The sequence below is a fragment of the Shewanella sp. 3_MG-2023 genome (assembly GCF_030548765.1).
GTDB lineage: Bacteria > Pseudomonadota > Gammaproteobacteria > Enterobacterales > Shewanellaceae > Shewanella.
In genome coordinates, this window is sequence record NZ_JAUOSH010000009.1 from 127842 (window position 1) to 151170 (window position 23329).

General features: G+C 41.4%; 18 protein-coding genes. 13 read left to right on the forward strand and 5 right to left on the reverse strand.

The window, feature by feature from the left end; translation table 11 throughout:
• Window positions 1-7: 7 nt before the first annotated feature.
• Window positions 8-1288 (reverse strand): lipid IV(A) 3-deoxy-D-manno-octulosonic acid transferase, encoded by a 1281-nt coding sequence (gene waaA, locus Q4591_RS07375; protein ID WP_303460256.1) that lies wholly within the window; start codon window positions 1286-1288, stop codon window positions 8-10.
• Window positions 1289-1420: 132 nt separating this feature from the next.
• Between waaA and Q4591_RS07380 the strand changes: the two genes are divergently transcribed.
• The 5 genes from Q4591_RS07380 to glpG all read left to right on the forward strand — a co-directional run bounded on the left by Q4591_RS07380 (window position 1421) and on the right by glpG (window position 5891).
• Window positions 1421-2077 (forward strand): TetR/AcrR family transcriptional regulator, encoded by a 657-nt coding sequence (locus Q4591_RS07380; RefSeq protein WP_102435876.1) that lies wholly within the window; start codon window positions 1421-1423, stop codon window positions 2075-2077.
• A 333-nt stretch (window positions 2078-2410) separates the two neighbouring features.
• Window positions 2411-3604 carry a glycine C-acetyltransferase gene (locus Q4591_RS07385; protein WP_303460259.1) on the forward strand — a complete coding sequence of 398 codons (1194 nt, stop codon included), beginning with the start codon at window positions 2411-2413 and terminating at the stop codon, window positions 3602-3604.
• Window positions 3605-3616: 12 nt separating this feature from the next.
• Window positions 3617-4642: an L-threonine 3-dehydrogenase gene (gene tdh, locus Q4591_RS07390; protein ID WP_102435880.1), complete on the forward strand. Its 1026-nt coding sequence runs from the start codon at window positions 3617-3619 to the stop codon at window positions 4640-4642.
• Between the two features lie 101 nt (window positions 4643-4743).
• Window positions 4744-5052 carry a thiosulfate sulfurtransferase GlpE gene (gene glpE / locus Q4591_RS07395; protein ID WP_303460263.1) on the forward strand — a complete coding sequence of 103 codons (309 nt, stop codon included), beginning with the start codon at window positions 4744-4746 and terminating at the stop codon, window positions 5050-5052.
• The gene (glpG, locus tag Q4591_RS07400) at window positions 5049-5891 is read left to right on the forward strand and encodes a rhomboid family intramembrane serine protease GlpG (RefSeq protein ID WP_102435884.1); all 843 of its coding nucleotides are present in this window, start codon (window positions 5049-5051) and stop codon (window positions 5889-5891) included. Before glpE ends, glpG begins: the two co-directional genes overlap by 4 nt.
• Window positions 5892-5894: 3 nt before the next feature.
• On the opposite strand, the gene elbB is transcribed toward glpG, so the two are convergent.
• A complete protein-coding gene (gene elbB / locus Q4591_RS07405; protein ID WP_303460267.1) occupies window positions 5895-6548 on the reverse strand; it encodes an isoprenoid biosynthesis glyoxalase ElbB in 654 nt (217 codons plus the stop codon).
• Between the two features lie 385 nt (window positions 6549-6933).
• On the opposite strand from elbB, the gene polA reads away from it, so the two are divergent.
• Entirely contained in the window at window positions 6934-9696 is a 2763-nt protein-coding gene (gene polA / locus Q4591_RS07410) for a DNA polymerase I (RefSeq protein WP_303460269.1), read from the forward strand.
• A gap of 628 nt (window positions 9697-10324) precedes the next feature.
• On the opposite strand, the gene yihA is transcribed toward polA, so the two are convergent.
• Window positions 10325-10987, reverse strand: coding sequence for a ribosome biogenesis GTP-binding protein YihA/YsxC (gene yihA / locus Q4591_RS07415; RefSeq protein WP_102476002.1), 663 nt, complete (start codon window positions 10985-10987; stop codon window positions 10325-10327).
• A gap of 167 nt (window positions 10988-11154) precedes the next feature.
• Here yihA and Q4591_RS07420 point away from each other — a divergent pair, with 167 nt between their 5' ends.
• From Q4591_RS07420 to hemN, 5 genes are all read left to right on the forward strand, one after another.
• Window positions 11155-11775, forward strand: a complete 621-nt coding sequence (locus Q4591_RS07420; RefSeq protein WP_102435891.1) for a cytochrome c — start codon at window positions 11155-11157, stop codon at window positions 11773-11775.
• 834 nt (window positions 11776-12609) lie between these two features.
• Complete coding sequence (locus tag Q4591_RS07425; RefSeq protein WP_102436160.1) at window positions 12610-13272, forward strand: methyltransferase domain-containing protein; 663 nt, start codon at window positions 12610-12612, stop codon at window positions 13270-13272.
• Between the two features lie 55 nt (window positions 13273-13327).
• On the forward strand, window positions 13328-13885 hold the full coding sequence (yihI, locus tag Q4591_RS07430) for a Der GTPase-activating protein YihI (protein ID WP_076542043.1): 558 nt from the start codon (window positions 13328-13330) through the stop codon (window positions 13883-13885).
• Between the two features lie 102 nt (window positions 13886-13987).
• Window positions 13988-14449 carry a DUF2489 domain-containing protein gene (locus Q4591_RS07435; protein ID WP_102436162.1) on the forward strand — a complete coding sequence of 154 codons (462 nt, stop codon included), beginning with the start codon at window positions 13988-13990 and terminating at the stop codon, window positions 14447-14449.
• Window positions 14450-14674: 225 nt separating this feature from the next.
• Complete coding sequence (gene hemN, locus Q4591_RS07440; protein ID WP_076542040.1) at window positions 14675-16051, forward strand: oxygen-independent coproporphyrinogen III oxidase; 1377 nt, start codon at window positions 14675-14677, stop codon at window positions 16049-16051.
• Between the two features lie 81 nt (window positions 16052-16132).
• Here the strand turns inward: hemN and add are convergent, their stop codons facing one another.
• On the reverse strand, window positions 16133-17128 hold the full coding sequence (gene add, locus Q4591_RS07445; RefSeq protein WP_303460271.1) for an adenosine deaminase: 996 nt from the start codon (window positions 17126-17128) through the stop codon (window positions 16133-16135).
• Between the two features lie 226 nt (window positions 17129-17354).
• Here add and Q4591_RS07450 point away from each other — a divergent pair, with 226 nt between their 5' ends.
• The gene (locus Q4591_RS07450) at window positions 17355-19187 is read left to right on the forward strand and encodes a DUF885 family protein (RefSeq protein WP_303460274.1); all 1833 of its coding nucleotides are present in this window, start codon (window positions 17355-17357) and stop codon (window positions 19185-19187) included.
• Between the two features lie 132 nt (window positions 19188-19319).
• The gene (locus tag Q4591_RS07455) at window positions 19320-20264 is read left to right on the forward strand and encodes an alpha/beta fold hydrolase (RefSeq protein WP_102476006.1); all 945 of its coding nucleotides are present in this window, start codon (window positions 19320-19322) and stop codon (window positions 20262-20264) included.
• A 114-nt stretch (window positions 20265-20378) separates the two neighbouring features.
• On the opposite strand, the gene Q4591_RS07460 is transcribed toward Q4591_RS07455, so the two are convergent.
• Window positions 20379-22880: an EAL domain-containing protein gene (locus Q4591_RS07460; protein WP_303460279.1), complete on the reverse strand. Its 2502-nt coding sequence runs from the start codon at window positions 22878-22880 to the stop codon at window positions 20379-20381.
• Between the last annotated feature and the right edge of the window lie 449 nt (window positions 22881-23329).

Here is a 23329-nt window from a genome sequence, read left to right on the forward strand (position 1 = left end):
TTAGCGATTAGCTGATTAACTGAGTAAAGCGCAATTGCTGCTCAACTATTTCAAACTGCTTTTGCAATGCGCCGCGATTTTGAGACACCACCGCTAAGCTCGCTTTGGCGGCGTTATCATGCAATTCGGCGTTAGCAAACAGCTGTAATAACATGTCAGCAAGTTCATCGGCGTTATTCACCACAGTTAAGCCACCAGCTTGCTCAAGTAAATGGGTGATTTCAGCAAAATTCCAATGGTGCGGGCCAACACTTACTGGCAAGCCCATTGCTGCAGGCTCTAAAGGGTTATGCCCGCCACTTTCAATCAGTGTGCCGCCAATAAAGGCAACATCTGCAGCGCCATATAGCATCAACAGTTCACCCATGGTATCGCCCAGCAGTACTTGGGTGTGCTGAACGACCGCCTCATTCATACTGCGCCTAGCTAAATTCAACCCTTGTTGAGTGGTCGACACAGCGGCAACATTAAATTGTTCAGGGTGCCTTGGCGCCATAATCAGCAGCGCATCAGGATATTGCTCCAACACTTTTTTATGGGCTTGCAACATCATATCAAACTCACCAGGATGAACACTGCCAGCAGCCCATACAGGGGCTTGGCTTCGGTTCCAATCAGCTCTTAAGGTTTTAGCTTGTTGGTATTTGCTGTCATCAATCTGTATGTCAAACTTTAAACTGCCGCAAACATGCAATGACTGAGTGTTGGCCCCTAACGCCGCAAAGCGGGCAGATTCAGCCTCGGTTTGCACCGCAATCGCATCAAGCGCCGTTAACATGGGTAAACTTAGCCCCATTTGCTTATGGTATTTATCGGCAGATTTTTGCGATAAGCGCGCATTAGCTAACACCAAGCGAGTATTATTCTTCTTGGCAAAATGAAGCAGGTTTGGCCACAATTCAGTTTCCATAATCACGCAAAGTTGCGGATTAACCTGCTTAATAAAGCGACTAATACAAAGGTTAATATCAAACGGAAGGTAACAATGCTGCACACTATCGCCAAAAGCCTTTTTAACCTCAGCAGATCCCGTAGGGCTTGTGGTGGTAACCGTAAATGACAGTTGTGGGTACTGTTTCATTAAGCGTTTTATTAACGGTATTGCTGCTAAGGTTTCCCCCATCGACACACTATGAATAAGTACATCAGTTTGCTTTAAGCGCATTAATCCAAAACGCTCGCCCCAGCGGCCGCGATAATCAGGGCTTTTAAACGCACGAAAAGCCAAATATGCCACGATGAGAGGGGATAACAGCAAGAGTAAAACAGAATATACGCCACGAGTCATGAAAACTACTTGATCAATTTTGCTTGTCAGATATCCACAATGTTAACATAATCTAAATTCATAGGGATATGAGCTTAGTCGTACCTAGTTAAGAAATGATTTCTTCATGAGCCTCTTATAATTGGAACTGATATGAAAACCCGCGATAAGATAGTTTTTGCCAGCCTTGAACTTTTTAACGAACATGGTGAACGTAATATCACCACCAATCACATTGCGGCTCATTTAAATATCAGTCCTGGAAACCTGTATTACCATTTCCGCAATAAAGAAGACATTATCAATTCTATCTTCACCATGTATGAATCTAATCTTGAAAATGGTTCAAAGCCTTATGAAGACGTATCAATTGACGTTGAATTATTATTGGGCTATTTCGATGCGATGTTTTATACCATGTGGCAATACCGATTTATGTACGCCAACCTAGCCGATATTTTAAGTCGAGATGAAGCCTTAAAGCAGCGCTATACTCTGGCACAAAAAAGCGTATTAGCACGCTCAAGTAACGTCCTTAAACAACTTAAACAAGATGGTTTTTTAAACGTTGAAGACGATAACATCGTCGAACTTGCAGATACCATGAAGATGATCGTTAGCTATTGGATTAGCTATCAACTGACCCAATCGGGTGCATCAAAAATCACCAAACCTGCAATTTACAAAGGTTTATTACGGGTGGTTATGCTGTTTAAAGCGTATTCAACGCCAATTTCTCAACCTACCTTTGCACGACTTGAGCAGCACTACCGCGAGTTAGTCTCTCAAGACGCCTGCCCAGAGCTTTAATTCAGGTAAATTAAACCGCCCTTACAATCCCATTGCTGGCAACTATAATAATAGCGTTGGCAAAAGGGATTGGCAGTATTTTAATCATAAAATACCGTTTTACTGCCACTTATTAATACTTCCCCAGTTAATGAAAGTTGATTAGTTTTATTTATCCGAAATCACCCCAAGCCCTAATCAATTTTATGTAACCACTGCGCTTAAAAAAAACGCTGTGGCCTTATAAAAATTAAGGGTAGAATGCCGACAACTCCCGATCAGAAATCAGCGCATGTTTGACTTAAACAGCCAAAGGTTGCGATTAACATAATAACCATTATTAGGAGAAATCAGGTGGCCTCTACCTCATTTTACGACCGCATAAATCAACAACTTGTCGATGTTAAAGCTGAAGGCTTATACAAGAGTGAACGTGTCATTGCGTCTGCCCAGCAAACCTCTATCAATGTAAATAGCGAAGAAGTGATTAACTTCTGTGCTAATAACTACTTAGGCTTGGCAAATCACCCTGAATTAATTAATGCTGCTAAGAATGGTTTATCAAGCCACGGCTTTGGTATGGCATCGGTTCGTTTTATTTGTGGCACCCAAGATATTCATAAGCAATTAGAAAATAGCTTAAGTGAATTTTTAGGAATGGAAGATACCATTCTTTACTCTTCATGTTTTGATGCCAATGCGGGTTTATTTGAAACTCTGCTAGATGCGAACGACGCTATCGTCTCTGATGCGCTAAACCATGCCTCTATTATTGATGGTGTGCGTTTATGTAAAGCTAAGCGTTTCCGTTATGCCAACAACGATATGGCCGATCTTGAAACCCAGCTGATTACCGCGCAAGCTGCGGGCGCACGAAACATTCTTATCGCCACTGATGGCGTGTTCTCAATGGATGGTGTGATTGCCAACTTACAAGGTGTGTGTGATTTAGCCGATAAATACGATGCACTCGTCATGGTTGATGACTCTCACGCTGTGGGTTTTGTTGGTGAAAATGGCCGTGGCACCCACGAGTTTTGCCAAGTAATGGATCGCGTCGATATTATTACCGGTACTTTAGGTAAAGCCTTAGGCGGCGCTTCAGGTGGTTTCACTTCTGCTAAAAAAGAAGTGGTTGACTGGTTACGTCAGCGCTCTCGCCCTTACTTATTTTCAAACTCTTTAGCGCCTTCAATCGTGAGTGCATCAATCCATGTGTTAGAAATGCTAAAAACGGGTCACGATTTACGTGAAGCCGTATGGGAAAACAGCCGTTACTTCCGTGAAAAAATGACAGCAGCAGGCTTTACTTTAGCAGGTGCTGATCACGCCATTATCCCGGTAATGATTGGTGATGCTAAATTGGCAGGTGATTTTTCAAACCGCCTACTCGCTGAAAACATCTACGTGGTTGGTTTCTCATTCCCGGTGGTGCCAAAAGGCCAAGCCCGCATTCGCACCCAAATGTCAGCGGCGCACACTAAAGCGCAAATTGATAAAGCAATCGAAGCCTTTACCCGTATTGGTAAAGAAATGGGCATTATTTAGGACTCACTACACATGAAAGCACTAAGTAAATTAAAGCCTGAACAAGGCATTTGGATGGTTGATGCGCCTAAGCCAACAATGGGCCATAACGATCTATTAATTAAAATTCGTAAAACTGCCATTTGTGGTACCGATGTACATATCTACAACTGGGACGAATGGTCACAAAATACCATTCCTGTGCCTATGGTTGTTGGACACGAATATGTCGGTGAAGTGGTCGATATGGGTCAAGAAGTTCGCGGCTTTACTGTTGGCGATCGCGTTTCTGGTGAAGGCCATATTACCTGTGGCCATTGCCGCAACTGTCGCGGTGGTCGCACGCATTTATGCCGTAACACTTCAGGTGTCGGGGTAAACCGTGAAGGTGCCTTTGCTGAGTACTTAGTGATCCCTGCATTTAATGCCTTTAAAATCCCTAACGATATTTCAGATGACCTCGCATCTATCTTTGATCCATTTGGTAATGCAGTACACACCGCATTATCGTTTGATGTGGTCGGTGAAGATGTGCTAATTACCGGTGCAGGCCCTATCGGGATTATGGCAGCGGCAGTATGTAAGCACGTTGGCGCCCGCCATGTGGTTATCACTGATGTTAATGAGTACCGCCTTGATCTTGCTCGTAAAATGGGCGCGACTCGCGCAGTAAACGTTGCGAAAGAAGACTTAAAAGATGTAATGATTGAGTTAGGCATGACTGAAGGTTTTGATGTTGGCTTGGAAATGTCAGGCGTACCATCGGCATTTCATTCAATGCTCGATACCATGAATCACGGCGGCAAAATTGCCATGCTAGGTATTCCTGGCGGTGAAATGGCCATTGATTGGAGTAAAGTCATCTTTAAAGGCTTAATCTTAAAAGGCATTTATGGACGCGAAATGTTTGAAACTTGGTATAAAATGGCCAGTTTGATTCAATCAGGGTTAGATTTGTCGCCAATTATCACCCATCATTTCAGTGTTGATGACTTCCAACAAGGCTTTGATGCAATGCGCTCTGGTCAATCAGGCAAAGTGATATTGAATTGGGATTAATCGCCATATAGCGGATTTATTCTCATCTAAAAAGGGGTTGTATACGTACAATCCCTTGTCACATACTAAAGGCTCTATCGTCATTTTTTAAAGGATTAACCATGTCAGCGTTTAAGCATTTATCGATTAACGAATTCATTCACATGCAAGAAGATGCCAGTGATGTGCAAATCGTCGATATACGCGATGCCGCCAGCTTTGCCGCAGGTAACATTAAAAATTCAGTGCATCTTACCAATGAAAACATAGCCCACTTTATGGCCGATGCCGATATGGATAAGCCATTAGTCGTGGTGTGCTATCACGGCGTGAGCAGTCAAGGCGCTGCGGGTTACCTTATTGAACAAGGTTTCGATGATGTTTATAGTCTTGATGGTGGATACACAGCTTGGAGTTTAGCTCACGTATGATAGAAATCGGCCAATTACCTAACGCTCGCGCAGCACAGGCATTCATAGACTATTTAAAAGGTCTTGATATTGAATGCCATCCCGTTGTGATTGAAACCGGGGTATCTTTGGTCGTTGAGCAACCATCTCAGGCACAACAAGCCAAATACGAGTTTGAACAGTTTAGACAAAACCCATACCAGAAGAAGTATTTACAAGCCTCTTGGGATAATGGCACCACCCAAACCAAATTAGATTATGGCTCCTCCAGTTTAGGGCTTATCCAGCAGTTTATTACTGGCGCAGGGCCACTAACCCTGATTACCTTCTTTGTTTGTGTGCTGGTATACGCCGGCATGAACCTTGGCTTTGCCAATGGCATTTTTAGCCAGTTATCCTTTTTTGGCGCTGTGCCCCAAAGTGACATTAGCCAAATATGGCGAGTGTTTACCCCCAGCTTGATGCATTTTTCATTAATGCATATCGCCTTTAACTTATTATGGTGGTGGTATCTAGGTGGCAAGATTGAAACCAAACTCGGTAGCAAGCCACTGATCATATTACTTGTCGTTGCAGGTAGTTTACCCAGTATTGTGCAATACATGATGACAGGGCCTAACTTTGGCGGCTTATCAGGCGTGGTATACGCCGTTGTTGGCTACACCTGGATAATGGGGCAACGCCAACCCCAATCAGGTATTGGCATTCCCAACAGTTACATGGGCTTTATGCTTGTTTGGCTGGTACTGGGCTTTACCGATTTACTCGGTATGCCCATCGCCAATGGTGCTCATATCGGCGGATTATTGATTGGTTTGGCTCAAGGCGCTTTTGATAGCCGTAAATCAGCCGCTAAATAACCACTAACACATCCCCAGCACTTCTGTGACCAGCTTTTTAATACCCACATTAGCCTCAGCTATGGACGTCGCCAACATATAGGCTGGGGTGGTTACCAGCCGATTTTGCTTATCAATAACGATATCAGCGCAAGTACTCTCTAAATGCTCACCACCCATTTCATTAAACGCCTGTGCGGTACCACTGTCATTACCAATGGTGCCTTGGGGGACGTTATTAAAAATTCGCGGCAACATAATGGGTGCGATACACATAAAGCCCATTGGTTTGTTGGCGAGCACAAACTCTTGAATAAAACTTTCCACCTGTGGCTGCAGCACGCAATCACTACCTGCAACGGCAAAATCACACAAGTTTTTAGCAGCGCCAAAACCACCCGGGACAATTAAGCCATCAAATTGATCAATATTTAGCGCATTAATATCACTGATTTCACCACGGGCAATGCGCGCCGACTCCTCTAATACATTTCGCTGCGCATCCACATCAACTTCACCGGTTAAATGATTGACTACATGCAATTGATTAATATTTGGCGCAAAACAATGATAGCTCGCCCCTGCCTGAGATAAAGCTAATAAGGTTAAAACCGACTCTTGAATTTCTGCGCCGTCGAACACCCCATTTCCACTGAGTAAAACCGCAATATTTTTCATTACTGATCCCTTGCCATTGTATTAATTTAACCTTTTTTCAACAAATCTATTGATCTGTTCAAAAAACATGCTAACTTAGATTTCCTCAAATCTCCTCATGGTTTAAAACTGAACTAAGAATTCAGTTAATTCAAGGAAGAATATTAAAAAGTCCACAAATTGGGAATATATTTTAAAACTATAATTCAACTCACAAAAATTATATTTACTACAACAAATCAAAGGCTTAACCGTTTTACTTCCTGTCGTAGTTAAAACACACCTAAATGATTAATTAATTCACTCACAGACTTATCCACAGCCTGGGATAAAATTTGCCGTGGCCGAAAAGCCCTGTATGTGGCATTCTAGAGCCATCTCAGAATACTGAATATGAAGCCAAACTATGCCAACAATCCCCAATAACCCACTCGTCCTTGTGGATGGTTCCTCTTACCTTTACCGTGCTTATTATGCCCCACCTCATTTAACTAATTCTAAAGGTGAAGCTACGGGTGCTGTTTATGGTGTAGTCAACATGCTACGCAGCTTAATGAGCCGCTATAATCCAAGTCATATTGCGGTAATTTTCGACGCTAAAGGCAAAACTTTCCGTAATGATATGTATAGCGAATACAAAGCTCAGCGCCCACCAATGCCTGATGATTTACGTACCCAAATTGCCCCATTGCATGCCATTATTAAAGCATTAGGCTTACCATTAATCAGTATTGAAGGTGTTGAAGCCGATGACGTTATTGGCACCATCGCGCTCAAAGCTAGTCAAGAAGGTCGAGCAACCTTAATCAGCACTGGTGATAAAGACATGGCGCAACTTGTAGATGAACATGTCACCTTAATTAACACCATGACCGATACCATTATGGGCCCAGAAGAAGTCACCGCTAAGTTTGGTGTCGGCCCAGAGTTGATCATCGACTTGCTCGCCATGATGGGCGATAAAGCCGATAACATTCCAGGTCTGCCCGGTGTTGGTGAAAAAACCGCATTAGCAATGCTAACGGGGGTTGGCGGCGTCGATAAACTTATCGCCAATCCTGAGAGCGTGTTAGATGTGACTTTCCGCGGCTCTAAAACCATGCCAAAGAAAATTGCCGAAAATAAAGACATGCTGCAGCTGTCATACGATCTTGCCACCATCAAAACCGATGTGGAGTGGGATAATGACTGGGATAAATTAGCCACCAAACCACAAAACCGCGATGAATTAGTTAAGCTTTATGGTGAAATGGAATTCAAGCGCTGGTTAGCAGAAGTATTGGATAATAAATCAGGCTTTAATACATTAAGCAAGTCTAACACCACAGAGGAAATCACGCCTGTCGCTGCGGCCATTGAAGTTGAATATGACACCATATTAACCGAAGCGCAGTTAACCCTTTGGATTGAAAAGCTATCAAAAGCTAAATTAATTGCCATCGACACCGAAACCACCAGCCTAAACTACATGGAAGCAAAGCTGGTCGGTATTTCATTTGCAATAGAAGCAGGTAAAGCGGCTTATTTGCCGTTAGCCCATGATTACTTAGACGCACCACAGCAACTTGCTATGGAGTACGCACTTGAGCAATTAAGACCGATTTTAGAAAATGACCAACTTGAAAAAGTCGGCCAAAACCTAAAATACGATATCAGTATCTTTGCCAATGCAGGCATCAGCCTTAAAGGTGTTCGCTTTGATACCATGCTTGAGTCCTACGTGTTTAACTCTGTCGCCTCTCGTCATGATATGGACGGATTAGCCCTTAAGTATCTTGGTCATAAAAATATTAGCTTTGAAGAAATTGCCGGCAAAGGCGCAAAACAGTTAACCTTCAACCAAATTAATTTGGATGTAGCTGCGCCCTATGCAGCAGAAGATGCCGACATCACCCTGCGTTTACATCAGCACCTATGGCCAAGAATAGAGAAAGAGCCAACACTCAGCTCAGTATTTAATGAACTTGAATTACCGCTAATCCAAGTATTATCAAATATCGAACGTCAAGGCGTACTCATTGACAGCATGCTGCTCAGTCAACAAAGTGATGAACTTGCACAGAAGATTGACGATCTTGAAACTAAGGCTTATGACATCGCCGGTGAGAAGTTTAACCTCGGCTCTCCAAAGCAATTACAGGCATTATTTTTTGATAAACTTGGCTATCCGGTCATCAAAAAGACCCCAAAAGGTGCCCCGTCAACCGCAGAAGATGTACTGGTTGAATTAGCCCTAGATTACCCGCTTCCTAAAATTATTTTGCAGCACCGCAGTCTGTCAAAATTAAAGAGCACCTATACCGACAAATTGCCATTAATGGTTAATCCGGTTACCGGGCGCGTGCATACCAGCTATCATCAAGCCAATGCCGCCACAGGACGTTTATCATCAAGCGAGCCAAACCTGCAAAATATCCCTATCAGAACCGAAGAAGGTCGCCGCATTAGGCAAGCTTTTATCGCCGCTGAAGGCCGTAAAGTATTGGCTGCCGATTACTCGCAAATTGAATTACGCATCATGGCGCATCTTTCACAAGATAAAGGCTTATTGACAGCATTTGCTGAAAATAAAGATATTCATAAAGCCACCGCAGCAGAAGTATTTGGGGTGCATTTTGAAGAAGTGACTACCGAGCAACGCCGCCGAGCTAAAGCGGTTAACTTCGGTTTAATCTATGGCATGTCAGCGTTTGGCTTGGCCAAGCAGCTAGATATCCCACGTAAAGAAGCTCAAACCTACATTGATACTTACTTCGCCCGCTATCCTGGCGTATTGAAGTACATGGAAGACACCCGCGCGTTAGCCGCTGATGTTGGCTATGTCGAAACCCTTTACGGCAGACGACTGTACTTACCTGATATTAAAGACAGAAACGCCATGCGCCGTCAGGCGGCTGAGCGCGCAGCGATTAATGCGCCAATGCAAGGCACTGCCGCTGATATCATCAAAAAAGCGATGATAAAGATCGCCGCTTGGATTGAGAACGACACTCAAGGTGAGATCACCATGATGATGCAGGTGCACGATGAATTGGTTTTCGAAGTGGATGCAGATAAAGCAGAATCCTTGAAGAGCAAGGTCTGTGAACTGATGGCCGAAGCGGCCTCCATTGATGTGATGCTATTAGCTGAAGCAGGACTTGGAAACAATTGGGATGAGGCGCACTAGGGTTTAACGACTCACATATACACCTAAACAGATGATGAAACGGATGCGGCTAAACAGATAGTCATTGCCGAATACAAAATACCTGTAATGAAAAATTTACAGGTGTTTTTTTTACCTGCTTGTTTACCACTTAGTCTTTTGCACAAAAAACGCTGATAAACCCAGCATAAATTGTGTTGCTGCTCACAATATTGTTCATTTTAACGAAAAACAGTTTTTCATTTAAAGGCTAATACCGTATTATCTTCGCTGTAGGGTACAGAGGTTAAGATGTTCCATCTTTCAGACCTTTTTATTTCACTAGAAATAGTGACAAGCCGAATTATGGCGCTCCAGCATCTATATATGCTGGAGCTTTTTTTTGCCCAAAATAAATTTTAGAGCAAATACTTTAACTACATTTAAGAAACAGGTATTATGAGCTTATTGAGCGTCATCAATGAGTAGATGGCACTTGAGTCTTGTTGAATTTAGCTTCTCCCCAAAAGAGCTAATTTTTTTAACCGATAGCTATTTAGTTATCGGTTTTTTTTTGCCATTATTCGAAACTCGACTTTTAAATGCAAAAAAGGCTACTAAGTACAAAGTCTTAATAGCCTTTTTAAACTGAAGCAAGAATTAGTTATTCTTATTCAGCCTGCTCTTGCGATGCTTGCTCCGCTTCAGTGAGCCAGCTTGGGTTACACCACTCATTTAAAATGCCTAGCACTTTAGGTTTACCAGTCCCTTTAGTAGAAGAGAAAGGTTCAACTTTAACCCAATCCCCATACTCAGCTAACTCTTTACGCACCGCATTAACTGTCTTCATTTTGACGTTTTGCGCGAGCTTATCAGACTTAGTAAGCAAAGCTAACACTGGGATTTCACTCAGCACAGCCCACTCAATCATTTGCAAATCGAGATCTTTAAGCGGATGGCGAATATCCATTAACACCACAACACCGCTTAAACAGGCGCGCTCTTGTAAATATTCACCTAAAGCTTTTTGCCATTTATTTTTTAATGCTAAAGGCACCTTAGCAAAACCATAGCCAGGCAAATCAACTAGACGACGGTTTTCTTCAAGTTCAAAAACATTAATAAGTTGAGTACGACCGGGGGTTTTACTGGTTCTTGCTAAGCCTTTTTGATCCGTTAATGCATTCAAGGCGCTTGACTTACCTGCATTAGAGCGGCCAGCAAACGCTATTTCTACTCCGGCATCACCAGGTAAGTACTCATTTAAGTGTGCAATGTCTGGCGCACTAATTAAAAACTTGGTTTTTCGAAAATCTATACGCGTTTCTGACACGATTTACTCCAATAATTTTTAGGTAATACCTTAATTATGTAAGATTTGCTTACTTTTCCACATTTTCGTGTAAAATATTACCCGGATCACAGTTTGTAGATTTTACCACGCTTGCAGGTCACCCTAGTAAGCTCAGGACAATAAATTAAACAAGAAGTTGGAACGCCATGAAAAAGTTAGCTCTTGCGCTGTCTGTATTTGCCGCTATATCAACCCCTGCAATCGCTGAAGGTAATGTGGAAGCGGGTAAAACTAAATCAGTTATGTGTTCAGCCTGTCACGGTGTTGACGGTAACAGCATTGCTCCTATTTGGCCTAAACTGGCCGGACAGCACGCATCTTATCTAGAAAAGCAATTACATGATTTCCAAGCGGCGGCTAAAAGCGGCGGCAAAGAAGGTCGTAATGATCCTACCATGATAGGCATGTCAATATCCTTATCTGAACAAGATATTAAGGATGTTTCTGCATATTATGCTAGCCAAACATTAAATGTAGCCGATGTGGCGAGTATTCCTGCTGAAGGCGAAGCCCTTTATAAAGGCGGCGATATGGATCGTGGTATCACTTCATGCATGGCATGTCATGGACCAGATGGTAAAGGCGCAGAGCTTGCAGGCTTCCCATCAATTGGTGGTCAACATGCTGATTATGTCAAAATCCAGCTAAATAAATTCCGCGATACAAATCGTAACAACGATCTCAATGGCATGATGCAAGATGTTGCTAAAAAGCTAACTGACAGTGATATCCAAGCATTATCTCAATATATTTCAAGCCTTAAGTAAATTTTACTGCTCGCGCTGACAACGACAAAAAGGGTGACAATTCACCCTTTTTTATAGCCTCAAGTTTACGTTTACGTAAACTTGAGGCTATTGAGGCTTGACAGAGATCGCTCTTTTAGGGTTAAATAGCCCCGTACCGAAATGAACCCAACTGTCAGAACAAAAATATCAATTCTATCTCACAGATTTCGGCTACGTTTACATTTAAGATATAAGAATAATATTTACCAATAACAATAATATAAATAAGACCACTCACTAAAAATAATAAGAGTAGTGATTTCAGCTTGAAGTCCAGGTCATATAGAATTTGTAAGGATTAGACCGAATGGTCGACACGCTTAAATAGCACTCCCTTACGCAACAGAGATAAAACCCCATAAGGACACTACTTTAAGGATTAAAGTAGCGGCAAAGGAAGCTAATTGCTTAGGATGCACTTGCGGAGGCTTGATATCACTGGACGGTACTTTAAACATGGATTGTTTACTAATGTCATTGAAGACAACTAGGAAATTGATGTGTCATTGAAGACCATCTACGGAAGCTGTGGTCAGGACGGCAACAGGATTTAAATAAAGTGTCATTGAAGACCGATAACAACTAAAAAAGCATGGAAAGCGCTAAAAACAAGAAGGATACTGACCGGGATAGTCACATAGCAAGTACGGATACTTGGAATCAGAATATAGTGTGATAAGCACTGTTTTACGAGGTGGCAGTTTACTGCCACCTTTTTTTATTTCCGCTTTTTGTAATCACTTTCATAATCAACCTAAATCTGCTATTGATTGATATATATCTTTGTTTTTGTTCAGGTGCCTGCTTACTTCAATGATAAAATGTCCCTTGTGCCGTTATCGTGCTGAATTTTTTCTACAAGATAAAAAAAGAGCCTTTTACCGCTGCGATCAATGCGGCCTTGTTTTCGCTAACCCCCAATCCCACCTTATGCCGGCAGCGCAATTACAGCGTTATGGCCGAGCCAATAAAGCCAGCAAGCAAAAGCAACTAATTCAATTTATCAAACCCTTGCTGTCACAGATAAGCGCCCAGCAAAGTGGTTCATTGACAGGGCTCAATTTTGGCAGGGTGCTAGACAAAGCCAGCCTCGACAAAATTGAACACGCGGGTCACCGCCTTTATCAGTACGACCCATTTGTTAAAGCCGATCAACAACTTTTCAATCAGCAATACGATTTCATTTGCTGCTATCGGGTACTAGAGCATTTCCAGCAACCAGGTAAAGAATGGCAATTACTGTCAAAATTGCTAAAACCTGGTGGATGGTTAGCAATAAGTACGTCTTTAATGACTGATTTAAATCACTTTTCTAAATGGCATTTCAAGAATAACCCCACTCACGTTAGCTTTTATCAGCAACAAACTTTCGAGTATTTGGCACAACACAGCGAATTTACGCTATTATTTGCAGCAAAAGAGCTCGTATTGATGCAAAAAACATCAAAGTCTGATATAAAGCGCATCCTTATTTAGTGCAAGGTGGATATGAATCCGTCTAGCCAAATTTTACAACCTAATGAGATCACCAATGGCTCGTAGTAAAAAATCGCGCAAGGGCGGCGAAAATGGCCCTAAACAAGCACCAAGAGTCAAAAAGTCTGAGCGCAAAGTCATCGGCGGCAAGAAGAATGATTCTGGTCGTAAATCAGGTAGCCGTCATAACGAAGCCCTGATTGAAAAAGAATCACCACATGTGAAAACGCAAAAAAATAATGACCCTCGTCATGGTAGCAAGAAGCCTGTTGCGTTATCGATTGCACCAGCTAAAGAAGCAACTGTTGCTGCTAGTGCAAAAGTGAAACAGCCTAAACTGACTGACGAGCAAAAATTATTAAAGCTTGAAGAAGATCCAAGGTTTAATGACTTGCTTGATTTGCTAGAAGAAGGCAAAGACTTAGCCGCTGACGATCAGAAATGGTTAGATAGCCAATTATCTAAAATTGAATCGCTGATGGAAAAATTAGGCATTTCGGATGCTGAAGAATTACCAGCACCAGCCGCTCCGAGTAAAAAAGCCGCTTCAGATGATGATTTATATGAGCGCTTTGAAACAGGCGCGGATGTATTAAAAGACTACCAGTCTTAATCATTACTACTTTTAAATGGCATATCTATTTCAGATATGCCATTTTTCTATTTATTCTAAACTAAGCCTTATTCAAGCCTAACATCACTTTAAGGATAAACTGTGTCTAGCATTGTTATTGTTGTCGCTGTCATCATTGTATTACTTTTAGCTTCTTACGCCGGATACTTGCTATTACAAGTCAAGAAACAACAACAGGCATCACTAGCAGCCAGTAAGCAGCGCACAATAGAAGCCAGAGCCAAAAAACAACAAGTATTAGATGATATCAAGTATATCGCAGCAGCCATGTTAGAAGAGCGCTGTGAGCCTTCTGAAGGGGTAATGCGAATCGCTAAGTTATTTGATACCTTATCCATGTCTGAAGCAATGGCCGTTGAATTCCCGCATATCTTCGAGCATTACGCCTGTATTAAAGATCATCCCATAAAAGATGCACGCAGCGCTTTACCTAAACAGCAGCGAATGAAATTGGACTTAGCCAGAATGAAATCTGAAGCAAAGTTAGAACAAAGCTTGCTTGAAGACGCTAAGAAGTTGAAACAGTTTCATTTCATGCATTAATAACCGACAGTTTTTAACAAATCCCTTAGTTATAAGACAGATAACAGCCTCAACATGGATATTGAGGCTGTGAGCTATGCCACAAATCTACCTAAATGCTAACTTTTCCTGCAAAAATGCACCTAATTGCTAATGAGAAATTTCAAATTTACAACGTAGATCAAGGTTATTTGTTAAAGATACTTGCATACTTCGTACATTGCTAATTTACCCGGAGGACACGCCTTGAAGCAGCCCACACAAATAAGTTGGGATCAGTCAATGATCGAAAAGTATAACTACAGTGGTCCACGCTATACGTCGTATCCAACGGCTTTAGAATTTGACGATACTTTTACTGAGCAAAATCTACTTTCAGCGATTGAAACCAGTAAAAGTGACAAACTGTCTTTATACATCCACATCCCATTTTGTGCCAAGCTTTGTTATTACTGCGGATGTAATAAAGTCATTACTCGTCATGCACATAAAGCTGACCAGTACATTGAATACCTTGCAAGTGAAATTGTTAAGCGTGCCCCGTTATTCAAAAATTACACTGTGACCCAAATGCATTGGGGTGGCGGTACACCTACATTCTTAAACCCAGAGCAAATCTTAACCTTATCAAAGCTGATTAAAAGTCATTTTAATTTTGCTGATGTTGGCGAATTCTCTATTGAAGTAGACCCTCGTGAAATCGAATTAACCATGCTTGATACATTAAAAGAAGCTGGCTTTAACCGTATTTCTATTGGTGTACAAGATTTCAATAAAAAGGTACAAGTTGCCGTAAACCGCGAACAAGATGAGCAGTTTATTTTTGACTTAATGGCTAAAGCAAAAGACATGGGCTTTGTATCGACCAACGCAGATTTAATCTACGGTCTACCGCACCAAACCCCTGAAACCTTTGCAGAAACCATTAAGCGTGTGATTGAGTTATCACCGGATCGTTTGTCTATCTTTAACTATGCGCACTTACCATCTCGTTTTGCCGCTCAGCGTAAGATTAAAGATGAAGATATGGCTTCGCCACAGCAAAAGCTAGATATGTTGCATCAAACCATTGAATCATTAACCGGTGCAGGTTATCAGTTCATTGGTATGGATCACTTCGCTAAGCCAGATGATGAGCTTTCAAAGCTTCAAAATGCCGGTAAGCTTCATCGTAACTTCCAAGGTTATACCACTCAGGAAGAATGTGACCTATTAGGTTTAGGTGTGTCTTCAATTAGCCAAATTGGCGATTGTTATGCCCAAAACCAAAAAGATATCCGTCCATACTACGAGTCGATTGACGAAAAAGGTCACGCATTATGGAAAGGCTGTAGCTTAAATCGTGACGATGAAATTCGTCGTGTAGTGATTAAACAAATGATTTGTCACTTCGACCTCGATTTAGCCAAAATTGAACAGCAATTTGATATTAATTTTGAAGAGTACTTTGTTGAAGATTTGAAACTGCTACAAACCTTCATTGATGATAAATTAGTTGATATCACAGACCGTAAGCTTACCATTAGCCCTACCGGTCGTCTGTTGATCCGCAATATCTGTATGTGTTTTGACGTTTACTATCGTCAAAAAGCACGTCAGCAACAGTTCTCGCGAGTGATTTAGTTTTTACTATCACGCAATAAAAAACCGCTGATTATCAGCGGTTTTTTTATGTTTATTTTCAGCTAAACAGGTAGGAGCTAACTATAACTTTGACGCGTATAGCGCCTTGCGTTCACTGCCTGATAAAAAGGCCATTTCAACACCATTACGTTGCACTTGCATCAGCTGAGCATCAGTTAAACCCAGTTCTGACTTAGCGATACGATATTCATGCTTGATATCAATCGCGCTCACACCAGGATCATCGGTATTAAGACCAATTAATACTCCAGCATCCAGAAACTGAGTAAATGGATGAGCATCATAATCAGCCACAGTTGAAGTATGTAAATTACTTGTCGGGCATGACTCGATTCCAATAGAGTGCTTAACTAAATATTCCATCAACTTAGGGTCGTGGATAGCATTTACACCATGGCCAATTCGAGTAGCACCCAACTCTTGAATTGCTTGCCACATGCTCTCGCTACCGGCCGCCTCACCGGCGTGGGCTGTGATCTGTAAGCCTGCATCTCTCACTCGCTTAAAGTGTTCATTGAATAGTTCACCAGGGAAACCTAGTTCATCGCCAGCTAGATCCATTGCCACCAAGCTATCTCGATGCGCTAACAAGCCATCAAGCTCTAAGCGGCATTTCTCTTGTCCAAATGAGCGCGACAAAATGCCGATTAAGTTAACCTTAACATCATAATCTTTCATGCCAGCTTTGACGCCATCAATAACGGCCTCAACCACGCCTTCAATCGGTAAGTTATGACTCATTGCCATGTAATATGGGCTAAAACGCAGTTCAGTGTAATCAAGCCCTGATACTGCCGCGTCTTCAACATTTTCATATGCTACGCGTTTTACATCATCTAGATCAGCTAATACGCCCACCATCCAATCCAGCTTAGTCAGGAATGCCACTAAACTATTTTCTTTGCCTTGAATTTGAACAAAGGGAGCCAACTCTGCAATTGAGTTAGCAGGCAGTTGAATACCATGCTGATGGCCAAGCTCCCAAATCGTTTTGACCCGCACGTTGCCATCTAAATGACGATGCAAATCAACCAGCGGAATGGATGTATTGATCATTTTTGCCCCCTATTAAATTTTTGAGCTAAATGTGTTTTTTATTTTATGAACACCCAGCAAGCAAAGTTTAACACGCATCGACAAAAAAACGACCTTAGCAGCAACTAAATTATGCAATCAGTAACAATTATGTCGATGAATTTCACTAGCGAGCATATGATTGAATTGCTATGTTGTGGCTTAGTTAGCTAAATTTGTTATTTACCAACGTTTAAAGGAATTTCCCATGCGAAAGCTCATACTGCCAGCATTAATCATGCTTGCCATATCTGGCTGTAAAATGACTTCAGGTTCTAAAGCTCAATATTATTTAGGCGTTCCCGAAAAAACTGAAACCCCAACTCAGGTAAAAGAAACGGCTACAGCGGCAGTAGTAGAAAATATGAGCCTGAAATCAATTATTGATAACGCTTGGCAAGTAGACTTGGATTACTCGCCGACATTGGCCTATTCATTAGGCGATAAGTCAAAGGCCGATAAATTAGCTGATTTATCACCAGAATCCTTAGCCCAAAAGAATCTACGTCAGAAAAAGCTACTGGCATCATTAAAGCAAATTGATCCGGCCACCCTGTCAAAAACCGACAAAATTAATGCACAGTTATTAGCGTACCAACTGCAAAACAGTGTTGATATGTACAACTTTAAAGATCATTACTTACCGATAACGGCCGAAAGTGGTTTTCATGCTTACATCGCCTCAATCGCTAATGGGCGCTTTAATAGCGTTGAAGATTATCAAGATTATTTAGCAAAACTTAATGCCTTACCCACTTATTTTGCCCAGCAAACATTTTGGCTAAAACAGGGCTTAAGCAGTGGTATTACCCCAGCAAAAGTAACCTTAACCGGTTTTGAGCAAAGTATTAGTGCCTATATTGTCCCTGTTGAAGACAGCGGTTATTACAAACCCTTCACTCAATTTCCCGATCACTTTAGCGAGTCTGAAAAACGGCAATTAACCCAGCAAGGTCGAGATACTGTTGAGCAAAAAGTGCTACCGCTGTATCAAGATTTTTTCGATTTTATGACTGAAGAATATATTCCTAATGCCCGTATTGCGATTGCCGCAAAAGAGCTACCTAATGGCGAGGCTTTTTACCAAAACCGCGTGGCCTATTACACCACCTTAGCCATGACAACCGATGAAGTTCATCAACTGGGTTTATCAGAGGTCGCCCGAATCAAAGCAGAAATGGAACAAGTCATCAAAGAGGTAAAATTTGAAGGCAGCTTTGCTGAATTTCTGCATTTCTTACGCACAGATCCACAGTTTTACCCAAAGACAGCTGAAGAGTTATTAAAAGAAGCTGCTTATATCGCTAAAAAAGCAGATGCTGCTTTGCCTAAACTTTTCGCCACCTTACCTAGAACCCCTTATGGCATTAAACCAGTACCGGCTGAAATCGCCCCTAAATACACTACGGGACGTTACTCTGGCTCAAACCGTGATGATGAGCCAGGCTACTACTGGGTCAATACATACGCCCTCGATAAACGTCCGCTATATGAAATGGAAGCATTAACCTTGCATGAAGCAGTACCTGGGCATCATTTACAGATCTCGCTAAATAAAGAGCTAACAGACTTACCCGACTTTAGACGCTTGAGTTATATCTCGGCATTTGGCGAAGGTTGGGGATTGTACTCAGAGTATCTAGGGTTAGAAGCGGGCTTTTACCAAGACCCATACAGTAATTTTGGCCGCTTAACCTATGAAATGTGGCGGGCAGCACGTCTTGTGGTCGATACTGGTATGCACGCAAAAGGCTGGAGCCGTGAGCAGGCCATAGAGTTTATGGCCAGTAACACCGCATTATCACTACACAATGTCACCACCGAAATTGACCGTTATATTTCGTGGCCAGGACAAGCACTGTCATATAAAGTTGGTGAATTAACCATAAAGCGTTTACGTAACAAAGCTGAAGTTGCATTAGGTGAAGACTTTAACATCCGTTTATTTCATGATGCATTGCTAGAAAATGGTTCAGTTACCATGGCGATCCTAGAACAAATGGTTGACGAGTTCATTAGCGAGCAGCAACGAGCAAACTAATAATAGACACTCATTAGAGAGCTAAATTGCCATTTAGCTCTCTATAACCACCTTCCCCATCAGTATCACTGTTTGCTACACTGCCAAGGTTTACATCCAGCCAAACCCTAGTCCTATTTCTTAAAGCTTAAGGTGATCGATTTGTCTTTTTCGTCAGAGCAACAACTTAATAATGATGAGCAGCAACAATTTTGGCAAGCGGTAACGCAAGCCAAACTACGTCAAGACAATGCCGATATTGCCTATGCTTTTGTTCGAAATCCAACCACCAACAAAGCAATTGTCATCAGTAGTGGCAGGGTTGAATGCTATTTAAAATATAAAGAGCTGATGTTCAATATATATCAGCAAGGCTATAGCGTTTATATTCTCGATCATCGCGGTCAAGGCTTGTCATCACGCAGTCAAAAAAATAATCACCAGGGTCACATTGATAAATTTCAGACTTATATCGATGACTTTCATGTTTTTATCAAGCAAATTGTTCAGCCCCAAGCACATGATGCTCTATATCTTGTGGGCCACTCAATGGGGGGAACCATAGGTACTTTGTATATGGGCCAATACCCAAGCACATTTAATGCTGCGGTGTTTTCAGCCCCCATGTATGGCATCAACTTGCCAATGAATAAAGGCTTTATTCGCTCTTTAGCCAAGCTGCTAAATACTTATACTGCAGACAAAGAGCCCAACTATGTTATTGGTGGTAAAAACTATAATGCAACCAGCTTTGCTGACAATGAGCTAACCCATAGCCAAAATCGTTATCAAGCCTCTATCGCGCTGTTTGAGCAGAATCCACAAATTCAGTTAGGCTCGCCCACAAACAACTGGCTATTAGAAGCTATAACAGCAGCTGATAACGCAACCCAAGTGGCCGCAACGAGTATCAAGCCCATTCTTATTTTGCAAGCGACTGAAGACACCATTGTGGATAATGCAGCCCAAGATAGAGCGGAAAATAACTTATGCCAGCTACAAAGGATACACAGCAGTCGGCATGAGATATTTATGGAAGTAGATGAGGTACGTAACCAAGCACTGACAAGTATGTTCGCTTTTCTTGAGCAATACTAATTAGCAGCTATTAATAGCAATTATACTAGCGCCATTGATATTAGTGCCATTAACACTTTAGAAACCCTGATGACTGTCTGAAGTTTGGGAAGTCCAGTTAACTTATAACTTAAACTAACTAAATGGTACTTTCCAAACCACGCTCAGGTTAATTTCTGATTCTAATAAGTGTTTAATGTCTTGTTGGGATAGCGGCCTACTAATTACAAAGCCTTGAAACAAATTACTATTAAGATCGCTCAGTAAACTCAACTGCTGACGATCTTCAATGTGCTTTACTACGACAGGATAATTTAACTGTTTGGTCATATTAATAAGTGAGCGGAATATCTTTCGCGCCTCTTTTGAACTAACAATATCATTAATATAGCCAGTAGCCAGCTTAACCTGAGCAAAATGAATACCATTAAAGCGATGTAACGGACATAAACCTGATCCAAAATCATCGATAGCGACTCTGACACCGGCCCGCTGTAGTTTTAAAATTTTATTTTTTGCAGTGATAGGATTAATAGAAAAGATATCTTCCGACAACTCCAATTGGATTAAATTAAAATTAACGCCTCTTTCTGCAATCTTGTTAAGAATAACATCAACAAACATATCTTGATGAAAATGCCTAGAAGAGACATTAATTGAAAAGCACGGGCAATTTAAATTCGCAGCTTGTAAGCTCTTTATAAATAAGCAAACCTGACTTAACATCCATAATTCAAGTTCAAAAATCGTGTTAGAAAGCTCAGCAACTGGAATAAATTGCTTCGGGCGAATAAAACCTAACTGAGGATGATGCCAACGCATCAATACTTCAACACTTTCGGTATTGCCATGTATATCTACTACAGGCTGATAAACCAAGGATATCTGGCCAGCCTTAATCGCTAACTTTAAGTCCCGTTGTAATTTCAAGGGTTCATTGTGGCTAGCATCCAACAGTAAACTATGTAGCACACAGCTATTGGTCTTACTTTCAATAGCTTTGCATAAAGCTTTATCTGCACGAGAAAGTAACTGACTCGATTCTAAAGATTCTTGGCCATCAAAAACCACCATTCCAATTTGAGTAAAAACTGAAACATCTTGTCCAGATATGCTGAAACTACGGCCAACCACTTGGCGAACTTCACTTGCTAACGCTAACGCACGTTTATTGGCATGCTCTAAATTATTACCTAAATTTTTTGCTGCAATAACAAATTCATCATCTCCCAGACGACTTAACAAACAGCTATTTGAAAAACTCCCAGCAAGCCTTGCTGAAATCTGCATAAGTAATCGATCAGTGAGTTGCTCACCTAACGCTTCATTTACTAACTTAATGTTGCTTAGATTAATGACTAGCAAGCTGCAATGTTGATTACTTTTACGCGCATAAGCTTGAAGGTCAAACAATTCGTTAGCTAACGCTTCCCGATCAATAATATCTGACACCCCAACATGACTTTGCCTTTCTACAGTAATCTGTTGGTTTTCAAGTTCAGAAGAAACATCGTTTATCGAACCTATGACTCTTATTGGCTTACCCAGTTCATCCCACTGGATAATTTGACCTCTATCTAACACCCAAATGTAATCATTCGCCTTAGTTAGCATCCGATGAACACTTTCGTAATTGCGAGTTTTACCTTGCAGATAATTATTAAGTGCTGCTACCACTGCTTTTTTATCATCTGGATGTAACAAAGCTTCCCAGGCTTCATAGGAGCTAGCGATATCATCGGATTGATAACCTAATATTTCTTTCCAGTGATCTGATAAGAAGACGCCATTGGATATAGTATCCCAGTCCCAAATACCGTGTTGATCTGCATTAATAGAATATAACCAACGCTGCTCAGCATTAGTCAGTCGCTGATTGCTTTCAGCTAAATGTAGCCCTACTTGAACTAATGACTTATTGAGCCAATATAACTCATCGACAAAGGTAGTCACCTTAGTCGATCCCCCTTTAGCATTGACAATATTTTGCGCATTTTTAGTTAAAGTACTAATAGGCTTAATTAGTACCAAATATAACCCTAAGCAAAAAAGTAGCACAATTATGCCACCAATTGCCCAAATATAAATAAAGCGTTTTTGGAGACTGTCTGCAGCCTCAGCCATCAATGAGGAGATATTGTACTCAACATAAATCACATCTACCGCGCTAGAATAACTATATTTATCTGAGGCATTGATAGGATAATATGCTTGTATAGAGCCACGCTCTAAATTGGTTTGAATCAGTGGGCGTTTATTGCTTACCGCTTGTTGATGGATGTCATTGATGTAACCATCAATAACATTAGTAGCATTACTGTCACGCCATATGACATGATTAGCGAAGCGAATTTGGCTAGAAGCATCTAAAATGACATAAACCATCATATTGCTATCTATAGCAGTAAGAGAAACCTCTTGTTCAATTCTTGAAGTGTCTTGATTAGCTAACGCTGACTCAATGACATGCGTCATCCGATACAATTCTTTCTCAATGTGCTTAGATTCATTAGCCGCCAGTTGAGAATGCAACTCTTCTCTTTCATAGTAAAACTCCCCACTGACTAATAGAAAGAACAGGGCGCTTATAAAAAAAGGCACTAAGAATGATAGTGAAAATAAAGGTCGCTTTGACAAGGCTACACCGTTGATTGCTAATAAAATATTTGACGCATTAATAACATACTAAAGACGACAGAGATCAACAACAGCTAATCGAAAATATGCCATCAATAAACTTCAGCAACGTAAAAACTTCTGCACAGTAGCACCCTTGGCAAAACACACTTTGCTTGGCGCGACTTAGTGGACTAGCCTTACTATGATCTATTGTTCACTCACATAGCATTATTCAGTCCGTTAGCCCTAAAGATAACCCCTGCTTTTACATGGGTACTGCCCACACTTGCCTTAAGTAATAATATTCAGCAGCTAATGACTCAGCAATCAACATCAGGAATTGTTGTCTTTTACCCCAACTACGAAAAAAACCTGACTGTTAAGTCAGGCCTTTATCGACTCTCTTACGAGAGATATTAGGCGCTTGGCAATGACCTACTTTCACATGGGCATTCGTCCACACTCAC

Bases quoted from the DNA above. Each gene is read 5' to 3' on its own strand.
- waaA (WP_303460256.1), bottom strand. From the start codon at position 1,288: ATGACTCGTGGCGTATATTCTGTTTTACTCTTGCTGTTATCCCCTCTC.
- Q4591_RS07380 (WP_102435876.1), top strand. From the start codon at position 1,421: ATGAAAACCCGCGATAAGATAGTTTTTGCCAGCCTTGAACTTTTTAAC.
- tdh (WP_102435880.1), top strand. From the start codon at position 3,617: ATGAAAGCACTAAGTAAATTAAAGCCTGAACAAGGCATTTGGATGGTT.
- glpE (WP_303460263.1), top strand. From the start codon at position 4,744: ATGTCAGCGTTTAAGCATTTATCGATTAACGAATTCATTCACATGCAA.
- glpG (WP_102435884.1), top strand. From the start codon at position 5,049: ATGATAGAAATCGGCCAATTACCTAACGCTCGCGCAGCACAGGCATTC.
- elbB (WP_303460267.1), bottom strand. From the start codon at position 6,548: ATGAAAAATATTGCGGTTTTACTCAGTGGAAATGGGGTGTTCGACGGC.
- polA (WP_303460269.1), top strand. From the start codon at position 6,934: ATGCCAACAATCCCCAATAACCCACTCGTCCTTGTGGATGGTTCCTCT.
- Q4591_RS07420 (WP_102435891.1), top strand. From the start codon at position 11,155: ATGAAAAAGTTAGCTCTTGCGCTGTCTGTATTTGCCGCTATATCAACC.
- Q4591_RS07425 (WP_102436160.1), top strand. From the start codon at position 12,610: ATGATAAAATGTCCCTTGTGCCGTTATCGTGCTGAATTTTTTCTACAA.
- yihI (WP_076542043.1), top strand. From the start codon at position 13,328: ATGGCTCGTAGTAAAAAATCGCGCAAGGGCGGCGAAAATGGCCCTAAA.
- add (WP_303460271.1), bottom strand. From the start codon at position 17,128: ATGATCAATACATCCATTCCGCTGGTTGATTTGCATCGTCATTTAGAT.
- Q4591_RS07450 (WP_303460274.1), top strand. From the start codon at position 17,355: ATGCGAAAGCTCATACTGCCAGCATTAATCATGCTTGCCATATCTGGC.